This is a genomic window from Aquimarina mycalae (assembly GCF_029906345.1).
GTDB lineage: Bacteria > Bacteroidota > Bacteroidia > Flavobacteriales > Flavobacteriaceae > Aquimarina.
This window is the reverse complement of record NZ_JARYGY010000005.1, coordinates 406,744-420,122: the sequence shown is the minus strand read 5'-3', so window position 1 is coordinate 420,122 and position 13,379 is coordinate 406,744. Positions and strand designations below refer to the sequence as shown.

Sequence of the window (13,379 nt, the reverse complement as noted above, 5' to 3'; positions counted from 1 at the left end):
TAGTTTTTTTAGTGATTTAGCAATTTATAATACACTTGCGATGTTTTCACTCAGTTTTTATAAAGTTACCATTTTTATAGCTGTGCGTAATTGTATTTCCTGTTTTTTCCAGAAAACCTGTATTTTCATTTTCCTTATATTCTGGTAGTTCAATAGTATTGCTTGAGGACTTGAATACAGGAGATGTTTTATCTGCTCTAGGTTTTATAAACAGCAATTGATTTTCGCCATTAAAACATCTATCACAATCTCTTGCCTGATTGTTTTTAAAAGTTATTTTTCTGAATACATAAAAATCTTGTCCACCACCGTGAGTACCATATCCTTTTAATAGATACTCTGTATCAGAAAGTTTATCTATATGAACGTAGGCAACATCAGAATATGATGAACTATTTGGTGTTTTTTGAACTATTTTTAAGTCACCAAAGCTATACATCTCATTTTCCTTGTATTGAAATATAGAATTATAGATATGCCAAGTCCCTCCATTTAATTCATCCCATGAGAAAATTCGTAATTTTTGATCTTCAGATACTATGATTTTGATTTTGCTATTTAATGAATCAAAAGAATGCGAAATAGATTCCTTATCACTAATTACTTTAAGTAGAGTTTCTCTAAAGCGTATCAAGATAGTATCTCTTGCTTCTCCATAGCTGTCACCGTAATCTAAGCGATTTTCATAATATTTATCATAAACGTTCGCCAATAACTGATCTTGTACAGAAAAATCAACATTTTTGGATTGTTGTGAAATACAACCAAGTTGCAAGCTTAAAAATGCTATTGTACTAAAAATTTTTGTTAACTTCATTTAGAAAATATTTTTTTCGTCTGTACGTAACGCCAGGTTGCAAGACGTTCTGTGGCTAAAATATGTACTTGTCCTCTAGAAGATTTGTTTGTAGTAATATCAAAACCTTTATTGGCTTTTAGCCATCGTTTTGCATTTCCTTCTCCTTGATAATATACATAGGTCCAATAGGCTTGTTGATCTTCGGTAGGAGTGCCATAAGCAAAACTACTAGCGTGAGATAAGAAAAGATTCTGGCGATGCGCTAACGTAGCTCCGAAAGCCCATAATGCACTTTCCAAATCTTTAAATATACCAGAAATAGTTTTTTTACCTAACTCATTTGTTCTCACTTCCTGAATGAATTCTGCTCCAGTTTTAAAATCTGCCTTCGTTTTTCCTTCATTATAGGTTTTTGGAAGGTATTTTTTATACCTAGGGAATTCTGACCCGAAATCATCCGTGCCTAACACATTGAAACCACTAAGAGGTTGGTCTATGATTACATGATGAGGAGGTTTAGGATCATAATTATCATCTACAAATAAGTTTAATCCTTCACCTACAGCTATTGTATTAAAGTATGAGGGTATTATCCCTAAATCAGCAGAAATATCTTCCATTAATGTAAGTATAGCCGCTTCACTAGGGTCATCAACATATCCAGACCACCCATAAACTTTACGCGCATCATATTTCTTACGAAGATCTTCTTTGATCTCCGTAACCGTTTTTTTAGGCTGCTTTCCCATAGTAACTATGGTATATGTTACGCCTTAGAAGGCCAATTATTCGTAAACGTGGTCCCTTTTATAGTAATTTCTTTTGCAGAAAGTACTAAGTGTATTTGTAAAGGTTTTGAATTTTCAGCATTAAAATGCTCAGTGTACTCTATACAATAGGCATCTTTGACTTCTACGTTTTTTAGACTAGACATATTATCTCTTCTAAAAAAAGTGATTTTACAATTTTTAGTAATTGTTGGAGAAATGGTCCAATCTAAGAAATCTGTTTTTGCTGTAGATTCTATTAATAAACTTACTTGCCCACCTTGCGGTTTGGCACATGGTCTTCCAGTATAATCGGTATCTTGTCTAAAGGTAAAAGAGCAATCCAAAATGTTAATCTCTTCCCCATCAAGATCTAGTTTTGCTAAAAATGACATAAGTACTATTTTTAATATTAATAACTACTTTATCAGTTCCATTATTGTATGAAATAATTAAATAGAGGAAATGATGCTTTAAGATAGCAAAGGGAGTGAAAAACACACTCCCTTTATCTAATCTTATATAAAATGATTTGGTTATTTATACCCAGTCATTTACGTGCTCTCCATTTCCAACTGCAATTGATCTAGCAGAAATAGTAATTCTTTCGATCATTGGGTTTTTTCCTGTAGCATCGAAATTCTCTACATATTTAACTGCATATGCATCAGTGAAAGTAAGTTCTTTAGCGGTAGCTTCTGTATCTCGTTTAAGAAAAACAATAGAACCACTTCTTAATTCGAAGTTATTAAACATCCAATCGGATAAACTTGTGTCCGCTGTGGATTCAACTTCAATAGAAATCATTCCTCCACGAGTAATAGAAGATGGACGACCAGTTGCATCAGTTTCTTGGTGAAGACCATAGTTGCAGTTCAATACATTGTACTCTTTACCTCCAACTTTTAATTTTGCTTTAAAAGACATAATAAATAAATTTTAATTAATAAATAATAATAATAAGTATATAATAAACGTAACTTGTACACTATAAAGATAACAAAATAATAAAAAGTGTTACCCTTACTCATTTGTTAAAATGTAAAGAGTCAGTAAATTAAGAAAGAAAAAGATTACACTGTTTTCAGGGAATTTGCACTTTATCGTGAACTTAATCCAATAAAGAAAGATCTTAACGAGGAGATGAAGATCTTTTTTTTAACAATTTTTTAACATTAAAGATTAAGCTCTCTTACAGATAATCACATCATTTTCTTTAATGTTGTTCCCTTCTATGGTTCTAGTGAAATCTATATGATTTTGTGATCCTAGCCAATTTGGTTTGGTGTAAAAGATCCATCCGTGAGGATTGTTTTTGTCATCAAGGAATTGAATTTCTCCTTCAGGATGTCTATCATTATAATCATTAATGAAGAAGTAAAACAGTTTTCCAAACTCCATTTTTTCTGGTGCTTTTAACCTAAAGTTACTTAGTTCTTCAAAATTCTTTCCTTTATTGAACTCAAATGAAATAACCAAGGGATTTGCGAGTTCATCATCTTTAGGGTCTTTGATTTTTTTGTCAATAGGGTAGAACCATTTTTTGTAAATAGGAACTGGAACAGAAGTGGCAAATTCATATAGTTTAACTACCATTAATGGAATAAGAAAACAGATAGATGACGCTGCAAAGATATATTTATATTCGGGTTTGTAGATGCCGACAACCATCAGAAAAGTTATCAATCCAACAAATATAGTAACTACTGTATATAAAAATTCTGGCCAGAAACGGGTAGGGGTATCATCTAATAGATTAGGAAAAAATTTACGCATAGTTAATACGTGTAACGAACCTAAACATAAAAAGATAATTTGAAATCCAATAAAGCTATTAAGAGGAATATCATTAAGTACTTTTTCGTTACTTAATAATGCCGTTGCAGCAAATAATAAAAGCACTACAACCATATATAGGAGAAACTTCTTTTTGTTTTTGACAAAAAGCTTCTTTAATCCAGCAACTACTCCCATTAATATAGCACTAACTGCCAATAGCAAAATTCCTACCTTAAAAAAATCAGCATTTAATGCTGTAGATTGTAATATCAAATTCATATCATAGTTGTTAGCCCCATTCTAGGACTGTTAGTCTCATGTAATACAAATGTTTCCTCTTTACTCGAATGTGTTACGTTAATTTTTGTGTCTATTTCCATAGGGATAAAATAGTCACAAAAGATAGTAATAAATTTTGTAGTAGCACCGCTTACAATATATTTATCAATATTTTTTTTATTGACGGGGCCAATTGTTATTTCCCAACAAGGATACGAAATAACAGTTTCTTTTAGATCCAAAACCAGATCCACTCCAAGTTGATAATCACTAGTTAGATGATTAGTGTTTTCTTCAAGGGTTTTGTATTTTTTTTCAATTATCACTGTTTCTCCAATGATTTTTTCCAGACTTAAGGCAGTAAGCTCAATTTCACCAGATATTTTATGAACATATGGTAATAATTGTAAAAGCTTGATGCTGTAATCTGCAGGGATATCATCGTCTAATTTCCAGAATTTTAATAAAAAATCAGTTTTTAGATTCGTGAATTCATTTATTAACTTTCTCTCATTTTTTTCTATAATAACTTTTTGAGTAAAAAACTCATTTTCGAGAGGAGAGAAAAAGGATCTAGCGTCTTTTTCTTGTTTTTTCTGTTTTTGATGTAGTTCACTATAAGAAAGTGCACTTTTCGTTTTTACAGGTTCATGGAACAATCCTTCAGGAAGTGTGTCATAAAGTCCATTTCTTGCAAGGTTGAACTGTAGTTTGTCTGTATTACTAGAATACGTATCTACATTAAAATCGATAACGTCTCTTCTGTAAGATCTAGAAAAAGTACTTTGATTAAAGATATCAATATCCGTTAGCTCTACATCAGAGTTCTCCAAAATTTCAGTTACAAAAACCTCTGCTTTTAAATTTTGGTAGGCGGTTGTTAATTCTTCATAAACATCTCGTACCTCTTTACTATTCATTTGTCAAGGAGTTATAGAAAATGTGTTTGATTTTAATTGTTATCTGTAGTTTTGGCTAGTTTTGGTTTTCTTCCAGCGGCCACAAACATTTTTTGCCAATGACGCTTTTTAAAGTCACTTATCTGTACGCCATTCCTTCCTGATTTAGCTTTTCTGGCTGTAGAGTGTACAAATTTGTCATTACCAAGATAGACACCAACATGAGTTATAGGTCTATGTTCTGAACCTCTTTCATTAAAAAACAACAAATCTCCTTGTTTTAAAAACTCCTGGCCTAAAAACTTATCTGTATCAGGAGCATCATATTGTTTTTGAGCAGTTCGCTCAATTAGATTATTATATACGTCATGGAACAGGTATTGCGAAAAGAAAGAACAATCAATCCCATCTTTAGTTTCTCCTCCCATTCTATAAGGTGTATTCATCCATTCATCTATGAATTTATATAGAGGAACATTCTTTATTTCTTTTGGAGATACCCCAAGAATAGCTCCGTATTTTTTCTGAATTGGTAATACTGCATTTTTTTGAGCTAGGGCAATAGAATCCCTTTTTGCTTTTGCTAAGGCTTCTTGTTCTGCTTTTTTAGAACCCCCACAACTCATGACCCCAACAATGATAATAAATAAAATAAGCGTTTTAGAAAGTATATTCATGTGAAAATTAAATTTACACAAATATAAAAAACTTATGGTTATTTTCTAGACTTCATGCATTGATTACATTAAAATAATATGATAAAAATATCTATCCTTAATTTTTTACATAGTTTATTGGATAACGAAGTGCTGATAAATAAAATCTTTATTAAATTGCATCTGTTTAAGAAGTATATTAAAGCACACAAATCACTATTTATGATTACTTCATATTATAAAATACCTATCGATACTTTTAAAATTGTCAAAAACAAAGAAATTGATAATTGTGATTTAAAAGAATCAATAGTTGGCTTTATTCATTTAATTACTACCTCCTATTTTGGGGAATGTACTTTTGATGAATCCTTTGGTTGTTCAATATGGAACGTGGATTTTGATAATCTTACCAGTACTAATAAATTACGAAACACAATTACAGAATCTTTGGTAGAAAGTATTGTTTCTCAGGAAAAAAGACTTAAAAAAGTAAATGTTGAAGTGTCAATAGAACAAGAAGAATTTAAAAACAGAGGTAGTCTTAATAGGATCAAAAAACGTGTTGATATTAATGTAAGAGGAGTTGTTAGTCGAACTAATGAGCAGTTTTCTTGCTTAGAAAGGTTTTATATTGCACCACTTTCGTTTTAAAAGAGTTTATGGGTTCAGAAAATAAAGTACAGATAAAAAATAGAATGATCAAAAAGGCGGCTTCGCTTTGGGGAGTTTCCCCAAATGAGATAGAAAGCTCTTTTGATCCTGTAGTATCTCTTCTTATTGGAGCTTGTGCTTCAGAAATAGAGAAGATTTCTGGAGAAATTGATAATTCTCAAACTAGAATAACAGAGCGTTTAATACAGTTAATGACGCCGGAAACTTTATATGGATCACGCCCTGCACATGGTGTTATTTATGCAGAACCCATTGAAAAAAAAGCAAGCATTACTCCAGAGCATTTGCTCTATTATAAAAAAAGAGTGAAGTCTAAGAATGCTAGTAATGAGTTAAAGAATATCTATTTTTCGCCAATACAGGAAAATCAACTTATTGATGCTTCTATTAGTCGTATTATATGTGGTGATAAAATTCATGAAATAGAAGGTAAGCGAAAATCGGTGAGTTCATTATCGTTTAATAAAAGAGGTTCATTACCTCCTTCAACATTATATCTTGGCGTTAAAACCGAACATCAAAAAATAGGAATAAAAGATGTGTCATTTTATTTTGAGCTCTTAGATGTGCAAGAGAATGAGCTTTTCTATCATCACCTTAAAAATGCTAAATTTTATTTAGATGGACAGTTGATTGACACTTTTCCAGGGTATTTTAATAGTGATATCTCAAGGCGTATAAATTTAGAATCCATTTTTGATTATAAGCCTAATAAAACAAGGAATATTGAAGAGCAGGTAAAGAAGCTCTATAAAAAACACTATATTTCTGTAAAATCAGATATTTCGTTGGATTCTAAAGCAAAAATGCCAGAAGAATTTTCTAACTTTATAAATCTCAAAGATCACGATGATTTAGGAGATTTTAATTGGATTAAAATAGAGTTTCCTAGAATAGTAGATGATGCGATTCTAGAAAGTGTGTATTGCACTTTTAATGCTTTTCCAGCATTAAATAGAAAATGGGAGAGTATTTCATATCAACTAAAGGATTATATAGATATTGTTCCGATAAGTACCCAGGAATTATTTCTTGATATGAAATCTATTTCAAACACATCTGGTAAAGAGTATAGATTGCGAGAAAACGATTCCTCCAAAGATCATAAAGGAACTTATGTGATCCGAAGAGATAATGTAAGTAAGCTTGATTATAGAAAAGCACGGGAGTATTTAACACATTTGATTGAATTGCTGAAGGATGAAAGTGCTTCTTTTTCTTTTTTTGGAAACGATTTTTTACAATCTAATATAAATGAGCTTAATCAAAATATATCCTTATTAGAAAAAAAGGTCTCCGATATGAAAAAAACTTCGGAAGAAACAAATTATGTTTCGGTAAAACCTTATAAGAAGAAGGATACGCTTTTGGTAGAGTATTGGGTGACTAATGGAGAAGAAGCGAATCAGATAAAATCAGGTAATTCTCTTAGTATATATCAAGGAAGCGATTTAAAACAAAAAGGAAGTATGTTTTTGACTTCTACGTTTCAGGGTAAAAATAATCTTGGAATGGACGAAAGATTAAATGCCTATCGAAGGGCCTTATTATCTAGAAACAGAATAGTTACCAGAGAAGATGTAAAAGCACTTTGTTATGAATTATGTAGTAATAAAGTAGAAGATGTGAAAGTTACTAAAGGATTTAAAACTGATATTCGTATTTCTAAAGGTTTAATACCCTGTATAGAAGTAATGTTGTTTGCAAGTAAAGAAGTTGTAACTTCTGAAACAGAATGGAATTCTTTAAAAAGTAATATTTTATCAATATTGGAACAACAATCTCTAAATGTTTTTCCATATAAAATAACAGTAATAGATTAATTATATTTTGAAAAACGATTTATGATGAAAACTTCAAAAAACGAAACAAATTATCATTTGGATAAATCTGTGGTATTGTTTTTTATAATTACAATACTAGTTACCGCAACAGTATTTGCCTATAAGTATATTAATTATACACCTTGTGAGATAGTTAATTTTGATGTTAATGCACGAAATTTAAGAGTAGGAGAGATTATCAGGTTTAAAGACAATACTCAGGGAGTGATAGAACGTGAGTGGGATTTTGGGGATAGCTCTAAAGTGGATACAAGGGTATCGCCATATCATACCTACGAAAAACCTGGACAGTATATAGTAAAATTAAAAGTTAATGGAAGGTGTGAAAGTATTGAGACATTAACTATTAAGGAGAAGGTTTTTATTCTGGATTCTACAAAGCTTGCAAAATTTGATCTGCCAAAAACGATAACTGTAGGAGAGGTGTTAAGGGTAAAAGATAAAACACTTAATGCAATGACATGGGAGTGGAGGTTTGGAGAGACTGCTAAGGTGAATTCTACTAAGAAAAACCCTGAATACATATATGATACTTCAGGATTAAAAACAGTTACACTTGTTGTAAATGGAGATCCTCAATACGGTACTAAAAAGAAAATCAACGTGCTTCCTAAGGAAAAACCAAAAGAAAAGCCAATAAGAGATATCTCAAGACCAAAAGAATCCACTACAGCGATAAAGTATGCTCCTACAGATGATGTTAAGGATGCGCCGAAAGAAGAATTTAAGGCACCTTATATTGGAGAGAAACAATTTGAATCAAAACTAATTCTTGTTTCTAAGAAGAAAGCTACTGCTAAAAATTTCAATGATTTCTTATGTGGAAACCTTAATTTATCTATAATAGTCAATAAAAAAAGAACTACATTTATTGAGTTTTGTGAGAAAATAAAAGGAAAAGGAATTAAGATAAAAGAATTACAACTGAATCACGAAAAGAACAATTGTATAAAGAATATTGTCATCAAATATTCTAAAACAAGCTTATTTTAATCGAATGGAATTAATTAATAAAAATCATCATCGTGTCAACTGGATTGATGGTATGAAGATCAATAAGAATCACTTTATTGAAGCTGATAATGCGTTTACTAATTTTTCTCAGCTCATAGGTTCTAAAGATATTAATGCGGTTAATTATGGATTATTGCCTGATCTAATGGGTGATGATGCTGTTGACCTGGTGTTTTCTATGGATGGTCAGGATACGGTAAAGGTTCAGCTTAATAGGTGTAGAGCTATTACTAAAGGTGGGTATATTATTAATATTACCCCAGAAATATCGGCCTCATTAGACCAGAAAGGAAGTATAATAAATACCGAATATAAAATCAATAGAACAGAAGAAGAATGTTATATTGTGCTTAGTGTTAATCCTTATGGGAGAATTCCTGTGGGAGATGCAAATCCAGAAGAAGAACCTCCTAGACATCCTTATGTACTGCCAGAATATAATCTTAACGTGATTAATATGGCAGAAGCTAATGAAGAGGAGTTCGGTAAGCATCACATAACTATAGGGAAAATAGAATTTAGTGATGGAGTAGCGTCTTTAGCAGAAGATTTTATACCGCCTTGTGTTTCTATCCAGAGTCATCAAGATCTGAGGTATATCTATACAGAAATACATACTTTTTTCAACGCGATTGAAAAATATTCAATGAATATTATTCAAAAAATTTATCAGAAAAAGCAGTCAAATGAATTGGCAACTATGGTATTAACATTGACTCAAGGTACTTTGCAGTATTTGGGAGGAATGTTACCTGAGTTTAGACTTTATGATAGGCATTTACCGCCAGTAACTATGATTACTAAATTAATGGCACTAGCCAGAGTAATCAAAAATAATATGGATGTGTATGTAGGGACAGGAAAAGAAGAATTACTTAACTATTTATCTGATTGGTGTGATCTTAATCAAGGAGCGTTTGAAAACGTATTGGTGGAAATGATGGATTTAGAATATCAACACACAGATATAAATAAAGCATTGCATAATGTTTCCAGTTTTACAAAATTAATGCTTTCTCTATTTAAGAAATTAAATGAGCTCGATTATATTGGAAAAAAATCGGATTCTAATATCTTTGTGAAGGAAGAAGTTATAGCTAAACCAGATGTTAAAAATAGACGCAGTTTCTTGTTAGATTAAAAAATGTGTCATTAAATTATAAATTGTAAAAATGAAACCAAAAAACAGTAAAGAAAGAAGAAATAGTGTGCTAAAATTCGGCTTATTATTTTTGTTTACAGTAGCGTTAATTGTTACAGCATTCTTTTTTGATTTTGATAGAGTGCCTTTTAAAGAAAATTCAGTATTGAGAGAACGTTCTGCTTCTGTAGAGAAAGAGATACAATTTCAAAAAGAGTTTTCTGATGGCATGGAAAATGTGAAGTCCTTGATCGATTCTTTGGATACACCTGGGCAAAACCTTCAATATATTAATGCAAAAATAAGCTCAACGATTGTAGATTTACAGAAATCTATTCCTAAAGAAGATTCTACTTATCGATATGATATGTATACTAATATTGTGAACTCTTATGTGGATATACAGGCATTTAAATCTAAGTTAAAGGAGTATGATGGTGTAGATCAACGAATTGAAGAGTATAAGGAAGAGCTGGATAGGTTAAGACAAGAATTAAATGAAGCTAATAGATATCTTGATGCCTTACGAAGGTAGAAAGTAATTTATTTACGTAAAAATAAAAAAAAGTGTATGAAACATATCATACACTTTTTTTTATACAGTCAATTGCATTGTTATTTTGCTTTTAACCAGTTTTCTCTTTTTTGTAAAGCTTTTTTGCTAGGTTTGGTATATTGTGTTATTACAACTTTTGGGCTAACCCCATATCTTACCAAGGCTTTTCTTTCTTCTCCCATTCTTCTGTATACTATGGTAGCTTTCTTACCAGGTTTGTATTTTTTAAGTACAGCATTATATTGGTCAATATCAGAAAATGATTGATTGTCAATAGCTACAATAATATCTCCTTTTTCTAAACCTGCGGTATAAGCGGGAGTACCTTTTTTTACATATCTAGATATTACTGCATTATCATCATTGTTAAACTCAATATCGGCTCCTAGGTATGCCTGTTTGCTATTGGTTTTAGGGTATATGGCAACAGAGGCTAGTAATTTCTTAAAATCAGGAATTTGGCTATCAAAAATATATTTTTTAAAAAAATCATCTGCAAAAGAGTCTCCAGCGTATTCTCTTAAAGTGAAAAATAAATTTTCTATTGTATAAGGTATCTCTGTTTTTCCGTATTTAGTCCAAACTAGTTTGAGATAATCATCTAAGTTTAAATCGTCTTTATCACGCAAAGATAGATCTAATGCTAATCCTAACATGCTTCCGTAGGAGTAATAAGATACAAAGGTATTACCTCTATTTGTTGGATCAACGGATCTTGCAGCGTCAACAAAAGGAGCCTGATAACTCATTTCAATTGGATTAAAATATTCCAAAGCAGGTGAGTTCCATACATAATTATACGTATTACTTAGTCCTTCTATATATTGATCTTGAGTGATAATACCTGCTCTACATAAAATTAGGTTTGTGTAGTAGCTTGTAAACCCTTCAGCAAACCATAATTCACCAGACATATTAGCATTTTCAAAATCAAAAGGCTCTAGAGAAATAGGACGAATACGTTCTACATTCCAGGCATGGAAAAATTCATGAGAAACGGTTCCGATGTTTCTTTCCATTCCTCCATCAGCAAGACTTCGTGTACTTGTTAAAATAGTAGAGTTACGATGTTCCATTCCGTCTCCTGAAACATTAGGCATATAGCAAGCTAGGAAGGTGTACTCTCCATAATCAAAATTTGGATAATCTCCGAAAACTTCTTTTTCTTGTACAACAATCTTCTTTACCTGTTCAAAATATTGATCTGCTTCTTCTTCACTACCTTGATGATGTAATGCTAGTTTTATGGTGTATTCAGTTCCTCCAGATTCTACCTTAAACTCTTTTACAGTATGGTTGCTGATTTCTGCAGGGCTATCCATAAAATATTGAAGATTTGGGGCTAAAAACCCATTTCCTCCAAGCGGTATTAATTGGGTCGCTACTTTCCACTTAAGGTCTTCTCTAACTCTATAGGTAACTTGTACAGGTCGATCTTTTAGTGTTGGGATGTACATAAATGTTGCAGGCATATTTAAGTGTGCATGCGTTTCATCAATTTGAGAATATGTTCCGTCACCTTGATCAGCGAATAAAGTGTAAGAAACATTAAGCGTACCGTCATGTCCAGAAACATCCCATTGATGAGGATTAGGTCTTGTGATATTTACATCTTTTCCTTTACTATCAGTGATCTTTACATTGTATACATTTTTTGCAAACTCATGTAACGCATATCTACCAGGAGAGGTTCTACTCATTCGTAATGAAATAGTACCGCTTTCTAAATTGGAGAATACTGCTTCGATTTGTGCTTCATGATGCACTGCGTTTTCAAAAGAAATTTGATATTCATTTCTTACTTGGCTGTAACCTAATTGGATTAGAAAGACAAAGAAAAATAAAATAAAAAATCGATAAGATTTCATTAAAAAGTGTTTTGGTTAAAATATATATGTGTAAATGTGTTTGGCAAAAATAAAAATAATTAGTTACCAAGAATCAAATAGGGAAGTTCAATTTTTTTTGGGGCACCTAACGGTAAAAAAATAAATTTTTACAACCATTACGAACTTCAAAAATACAACAAACTCTTAATTGGACAAATAATAGTAGATAATTTCCTGTATAGAATTTGAAAACAAGCCTTTTATCTTTAAATATTGATTTTTAACTCTTTTTTATTGGTTAAAATATGGTTAGTAGGAGCGTAACTTTGTTTTGTGTGAAATTAATAAAAAAATAATCTCTTAAGAATTCATTTCTTAAGAGATTATTTTTCTTACCCGTATTGAAAAGGAAAACGGGATGGAAACTAATATTTTATAATATAGCTTAGGTTATTATTTCTTTCTGACACAAGCAATTTTCCAAGTGGGATATATGATTTTTTCACTGGTATCTACCCATTCTCCAATCCATTTGTAGCCCGTATTAGACATGTCATAAAAAGTTAGTCTATAATTACCTTCCATTCCATTAGGCGCTTTTTGTTCTTTATATAGAACAATTTTATCATCTTTTTTGTTTCCTTCCCAAACAGGTAATGAAGTAGTAGGTCCTTTAGAAGAATAGTAGTGAACATACCATTTGCTACTATCTGCAATGAATTGTCTAATGCTTCCAGAATGTCCGCCATCTTCTTTAATGGTTTCGTCTTGAATAGCCATTCCGTTCATAATGTATTTAAATGTCCAGGTCATATTAATTGGATCGGCCCAGCTTTGATCCTTTTTTCGGACCACTGATTTACAATCACAAATTCCTATCATAGATTCAAAATCTTTAATTTGCTCTGGAGCTTCTGGATTAGCTTGTCCGTATGGGAATTCTGGAGATATACCATAGTTTTTTTGAGCTATAATTATAATTGGAAAAGAGAGTATAAAAAATAAGGCATAGTGTTTCATAATAATGATTTTGAATTAATAGTATTCAAATCAATAAAAAAATACATTGCGTATTATTGAAAATGCTGGGAACTGAACTTTTTTTGCAGTAAACTTGGTTAAAGAATTTCTAAAATCTTTT

Annotated in this window: 14 protein-coding genes; 5 read left to right on the top strand and 9 right to left on the bottom strand. The window is 31.3% G+C overall.

Annotated elements, in window-relative coordinates:
- Nucleotides 1-46: 46 nt before the first annotated feature.
- The 7 genes from QBK95_RS14300 to QBK95_RS14270 all read right to left on the bottom strand — a co-directional run bounded on the left by QBK95_RS14300 (nucleotide 47) and on the right by QBK95_RS14270 (nucleotide 5,200).
- Nucleotides 47-817 carry a hypothetical protein gene (locus QBK95_RS14300; RefSeq protein WP_280934920.1) on the bottom strand — a complete coding sequence of 257 codons (771 nt, stop codon included), beginning with the start codon at nucleotides 815-817 and terminating at the stop codon, nucleotides 47-49.
- Entirely contained in the window at nucleotides 814-1,548 is a 735-nt protein-coding gene (locus QBK95_RS14295) for a hypothetical protein (protein WP_280934917.1), read from the bottom strand. Before QBK95_RS14295 ends, QBK95_RS14300 begins: the two co-directional genes overlap by 4 nt.
- Nucleotides 1,549-1,565: 17 nt before the next feature.
- On the bottom strand, nucleotides 1,566-1,961 hold the full coding sequence (gene tssD / locus QBK95_RS14290) for a type VI secretion system tube protein TssD (RefSeq protein WP_280934915.1): 396 nt from the start codon (nucleotides 1,959-1,961) through the stop codon (nucleotides 1,566-1,568).
- Nucleotides 1,962-2,106: 145 nt separating this feature from the next.
- Entirely contained in the window at nucleotides 2,107-2,493 is a 387-nt protein-coding gene (tssD, locus tag QBK95_RS14285; protein WP_280934913.1) for a type VI secretion system tube protein TssD, read from the bottom strand.
- Nucleotides 2,494-2,748: 255 nt separating this feature from the next.
- Nucleotides 2,749-3,624, bottom strand: a complete 876-nt coding sequence (locus tag QBK95_RS14280; protein ID WP_280934912.1) for a TssN family type VI secretion system protein — start codon at nucleotides 3,622-3,624, stop codon at nucleotides 2,749-2,751.
- Nucleotides 3,621-4,544 (bottom strand): hypothetical protein, encoded by a 924-nt coding sequence (locus QBK95_RS14275; protein WP_280934910.1) that lies wholly within the window; start codon nucleotides 4,542-4,544, stop codon nucleotides 3,621-3,623. Before QBK95_RS14275 ends, QBK95_RS14280 begins: the two co-directional genes overlap by 4 nt.
- Before the next feature lie 32 nt (nucleotides 4,545-4,576).
- Nucleotides 4,577-5,200, bottom strand: a complete 624-nt coding sequence (locus QBK95_RS14270) for a C40 family peptidase (RefSeq protein WP_280934908.1) — start codon at nucleotides 5,198-5,200, stop codon at nucleotides 4,577-4,579.
- Between the two features lie 201 nt (nucleotides 5,201-5,401).
- On the opposite strand from QBK95_RS14270, the gene QBK95_RS14265 reads away from it, so the two are divergent.
- Genes QBK95_RS14265 through tssO form a run of 5 tightly spaced genes read left to right on the top strand, consistent with a single transcriptional unit; the run spans nucleotide 5,402 to nucleotide 10,388 of the window.
- Nucleotides 5,402-5,833 carry a GPW/gp25 family protein gene (locus QBK95_RS14265; RefSeq protein WP_280934906.1) on the top strand — a complete coding sequence of 144 codons (432 nt, stop codon included), beginning with the start codon at nucleotides 5,402-5,404 and terminating at the stop codon, nucleotides 5,831-5,833.
- An 8-nt stretch (nucleotides 5,834-5,841) separates the two neighbouring features.
- The gene (locus QBK95_RS14260; protein ID WP_280934903.1) at nucleotides 5,842-7,677 is read left to right on the top strand and encodes a type VI secretion system baseplate subunit TssF; all 1,836 of its coding nucleotides are present in this window, start codon (nucleotides 5,842-5,844) and stop codon (nucleotides 7,675-7,677) included.
- A 24-nt stretch (nucleotides 7,678-7,701) separates the two neighbouring features.
- Nucleotides 7,702-8,691, top strand: a complete 990-nt coding sequence (locus QBK95_RS14255) for a PKD domain-containing protein (RefSeq protein WP_280934902.1) — start codon at nucleotides 7,702-7,704, stop codon at nucleotides 8,689-8,691.
- 4 nt (nucleotides 8,692-8,695) lie between these two features.
- Complete coding sequence (locus QBK95_RS14250; protein ID WP_280934900.1) at nucleotides 8,696-9,853, top strand: hypothetical protein; 1,158 nt, start codon at nucleotides 8,696-8,698, stop codon at nucleotides 9,851-9,853.
- A 31-nt stretch (nucleotides 9,854-9,884) separates the two neighbouring features.
- Nucleotides 9,885-10,388 (top strand): type VI secretion system TssO, encoded by a 504-nt coding sequence (gene tssO, locus QBK95_RS14245; protein WP_280934898.1) that lies wholly within the window; start codon nucleotides 9,885-9,887, stop codon nucleotides 10,386-10,388.
- Between the two features lie 80 nt (nucleotides 10,389-10,468).
- Here tssO and QBK95_RS14240 read toward each other — a convergent pair whose 3' ends face one another.
- Both QBK95_RS14240 and QBK95_RS14235 read right to left on the bottom strand, forming a co-directional pair.
- Nucleotides 10,469-12,277, bottom strand: a complete 1,809-nt coding sequence (locus QBK95_RS14240) for a M61 family metallopeptidase (RefSeq protein ID WP_280934896.1) — start codon at nucleotides 12,275-12,277, stop codon at nucleotides 10,469-10,471.
- A 414-nt stretch (nucleotides 12,278-12,691) separates the two neighbouring features.
- Complete coding sequence (locus QBK95_RS14235) at nucleotides 12,692-13,258, bottom strand: hypothetical protein (protein ID WP_280934894.1); 567 nt, start codon at nucleotides 13,256-13,258, stop codon at nucleotides 12,692-12,694.
- Nucleotides 13,259-13,379 lie beyond the last annotated feature (121 nt).

Bases quoted from the DNA above. Each gene is read 5' to 3' on its own strand.
- QBK95_RS14240 (WP_280934896.1), bottom strand. From the start codon at position 12,277: ATGAAATCTTATCGATTTTTTATTTTATTTTTCTTTGTCTTTCTAATC.
- QBK95_RS14255 (WP_280934902.1), top strand. From the start codon at position 7,702: ATGAAAACTTCAAAAAACGAAACAAATTATCATTTGGATAAATCTGTG.
- tssD (WP_280934913.1), bottom strand. From the start codon at position 2,493: ATGTCTTTTAAAGCAAAATTAAAAGTTGGAGGTAAAGAGTACAATGTA.
- QBK95_RS14280 (WP_280934912.1), bottom strand. From the start codon at position 3,624: ATGAATTTGATATTACAATCTACAGCATTAAATGCTGATTTTTTTAAG.
- QBK95_RS14235 (WP_280934894.1), bottom strand. From the start codon at position 13,258: ATGAAACACTATGCCTTATTTTTTATACTCTCTTTTCCAATTATAATT.
- QBK95_RS14300 (WP_280934920.1), bottom strand. From the start codon at position 817: ATGAAGTTAACAAAAATTTTTAGTACAATAGCATTTTTAAGCTTGCAA.
- QBK95_RS14260 (WP_280934903.1), top strand. From the start codon at position 5,842: ATGGGTTCAGAAAATAAAGTACAGATAAAAAATAGAATGATCAAAAAG.
- QBK95_RS14295 (WP_280934917.1), bottom strand. From the start codon at position 1,548: ATGGGAAAGCAGCCTAAAAAAACGGTTACGGAGATCAAAGAAGATCTT.
- QBK95_RS14270 (WP_280934908.1), bottom strand. From the start codon at position 5,200: ATGAATATACTTTCTAAAACGCTTATTTTATTTATTATCATTGTTGGG.
- tssO (WP_280934898.1), top strand. From the start codon at position 9,885: ATGAAACCAAAAAACAGTAAAGAAAGAAGAAATAGTGTGCTAAAATTC.
- QBK95_RS14250 (WP_280934900.1), top strand. From the start codon at position 8,696: ATGGAATTAATTAATAAAAATCATCATCGTGTCAACTGGATTGATGGT.
- QBK95_RS14275 (WP_280934910.1), bottom strand. From the start codon at position 4,544: ATGAATAGTAAAGAGGTACGAGATGTTTATGAAGAATTAACAACCGCC.
- tssD (WP_280934915.1), bottom strand. From the start codon at position 1,961: ATGTCATTTTTAGCAAAACTAGATCTTGATGGGGAAGAGATTAACATT.
- QBK95_RS14265 (WP_280934906.1), top strand. From the start codon at position 5,402: ATGATTACTTCATATTATAAAATACCTATCGATACTTTTAAAATTGTC.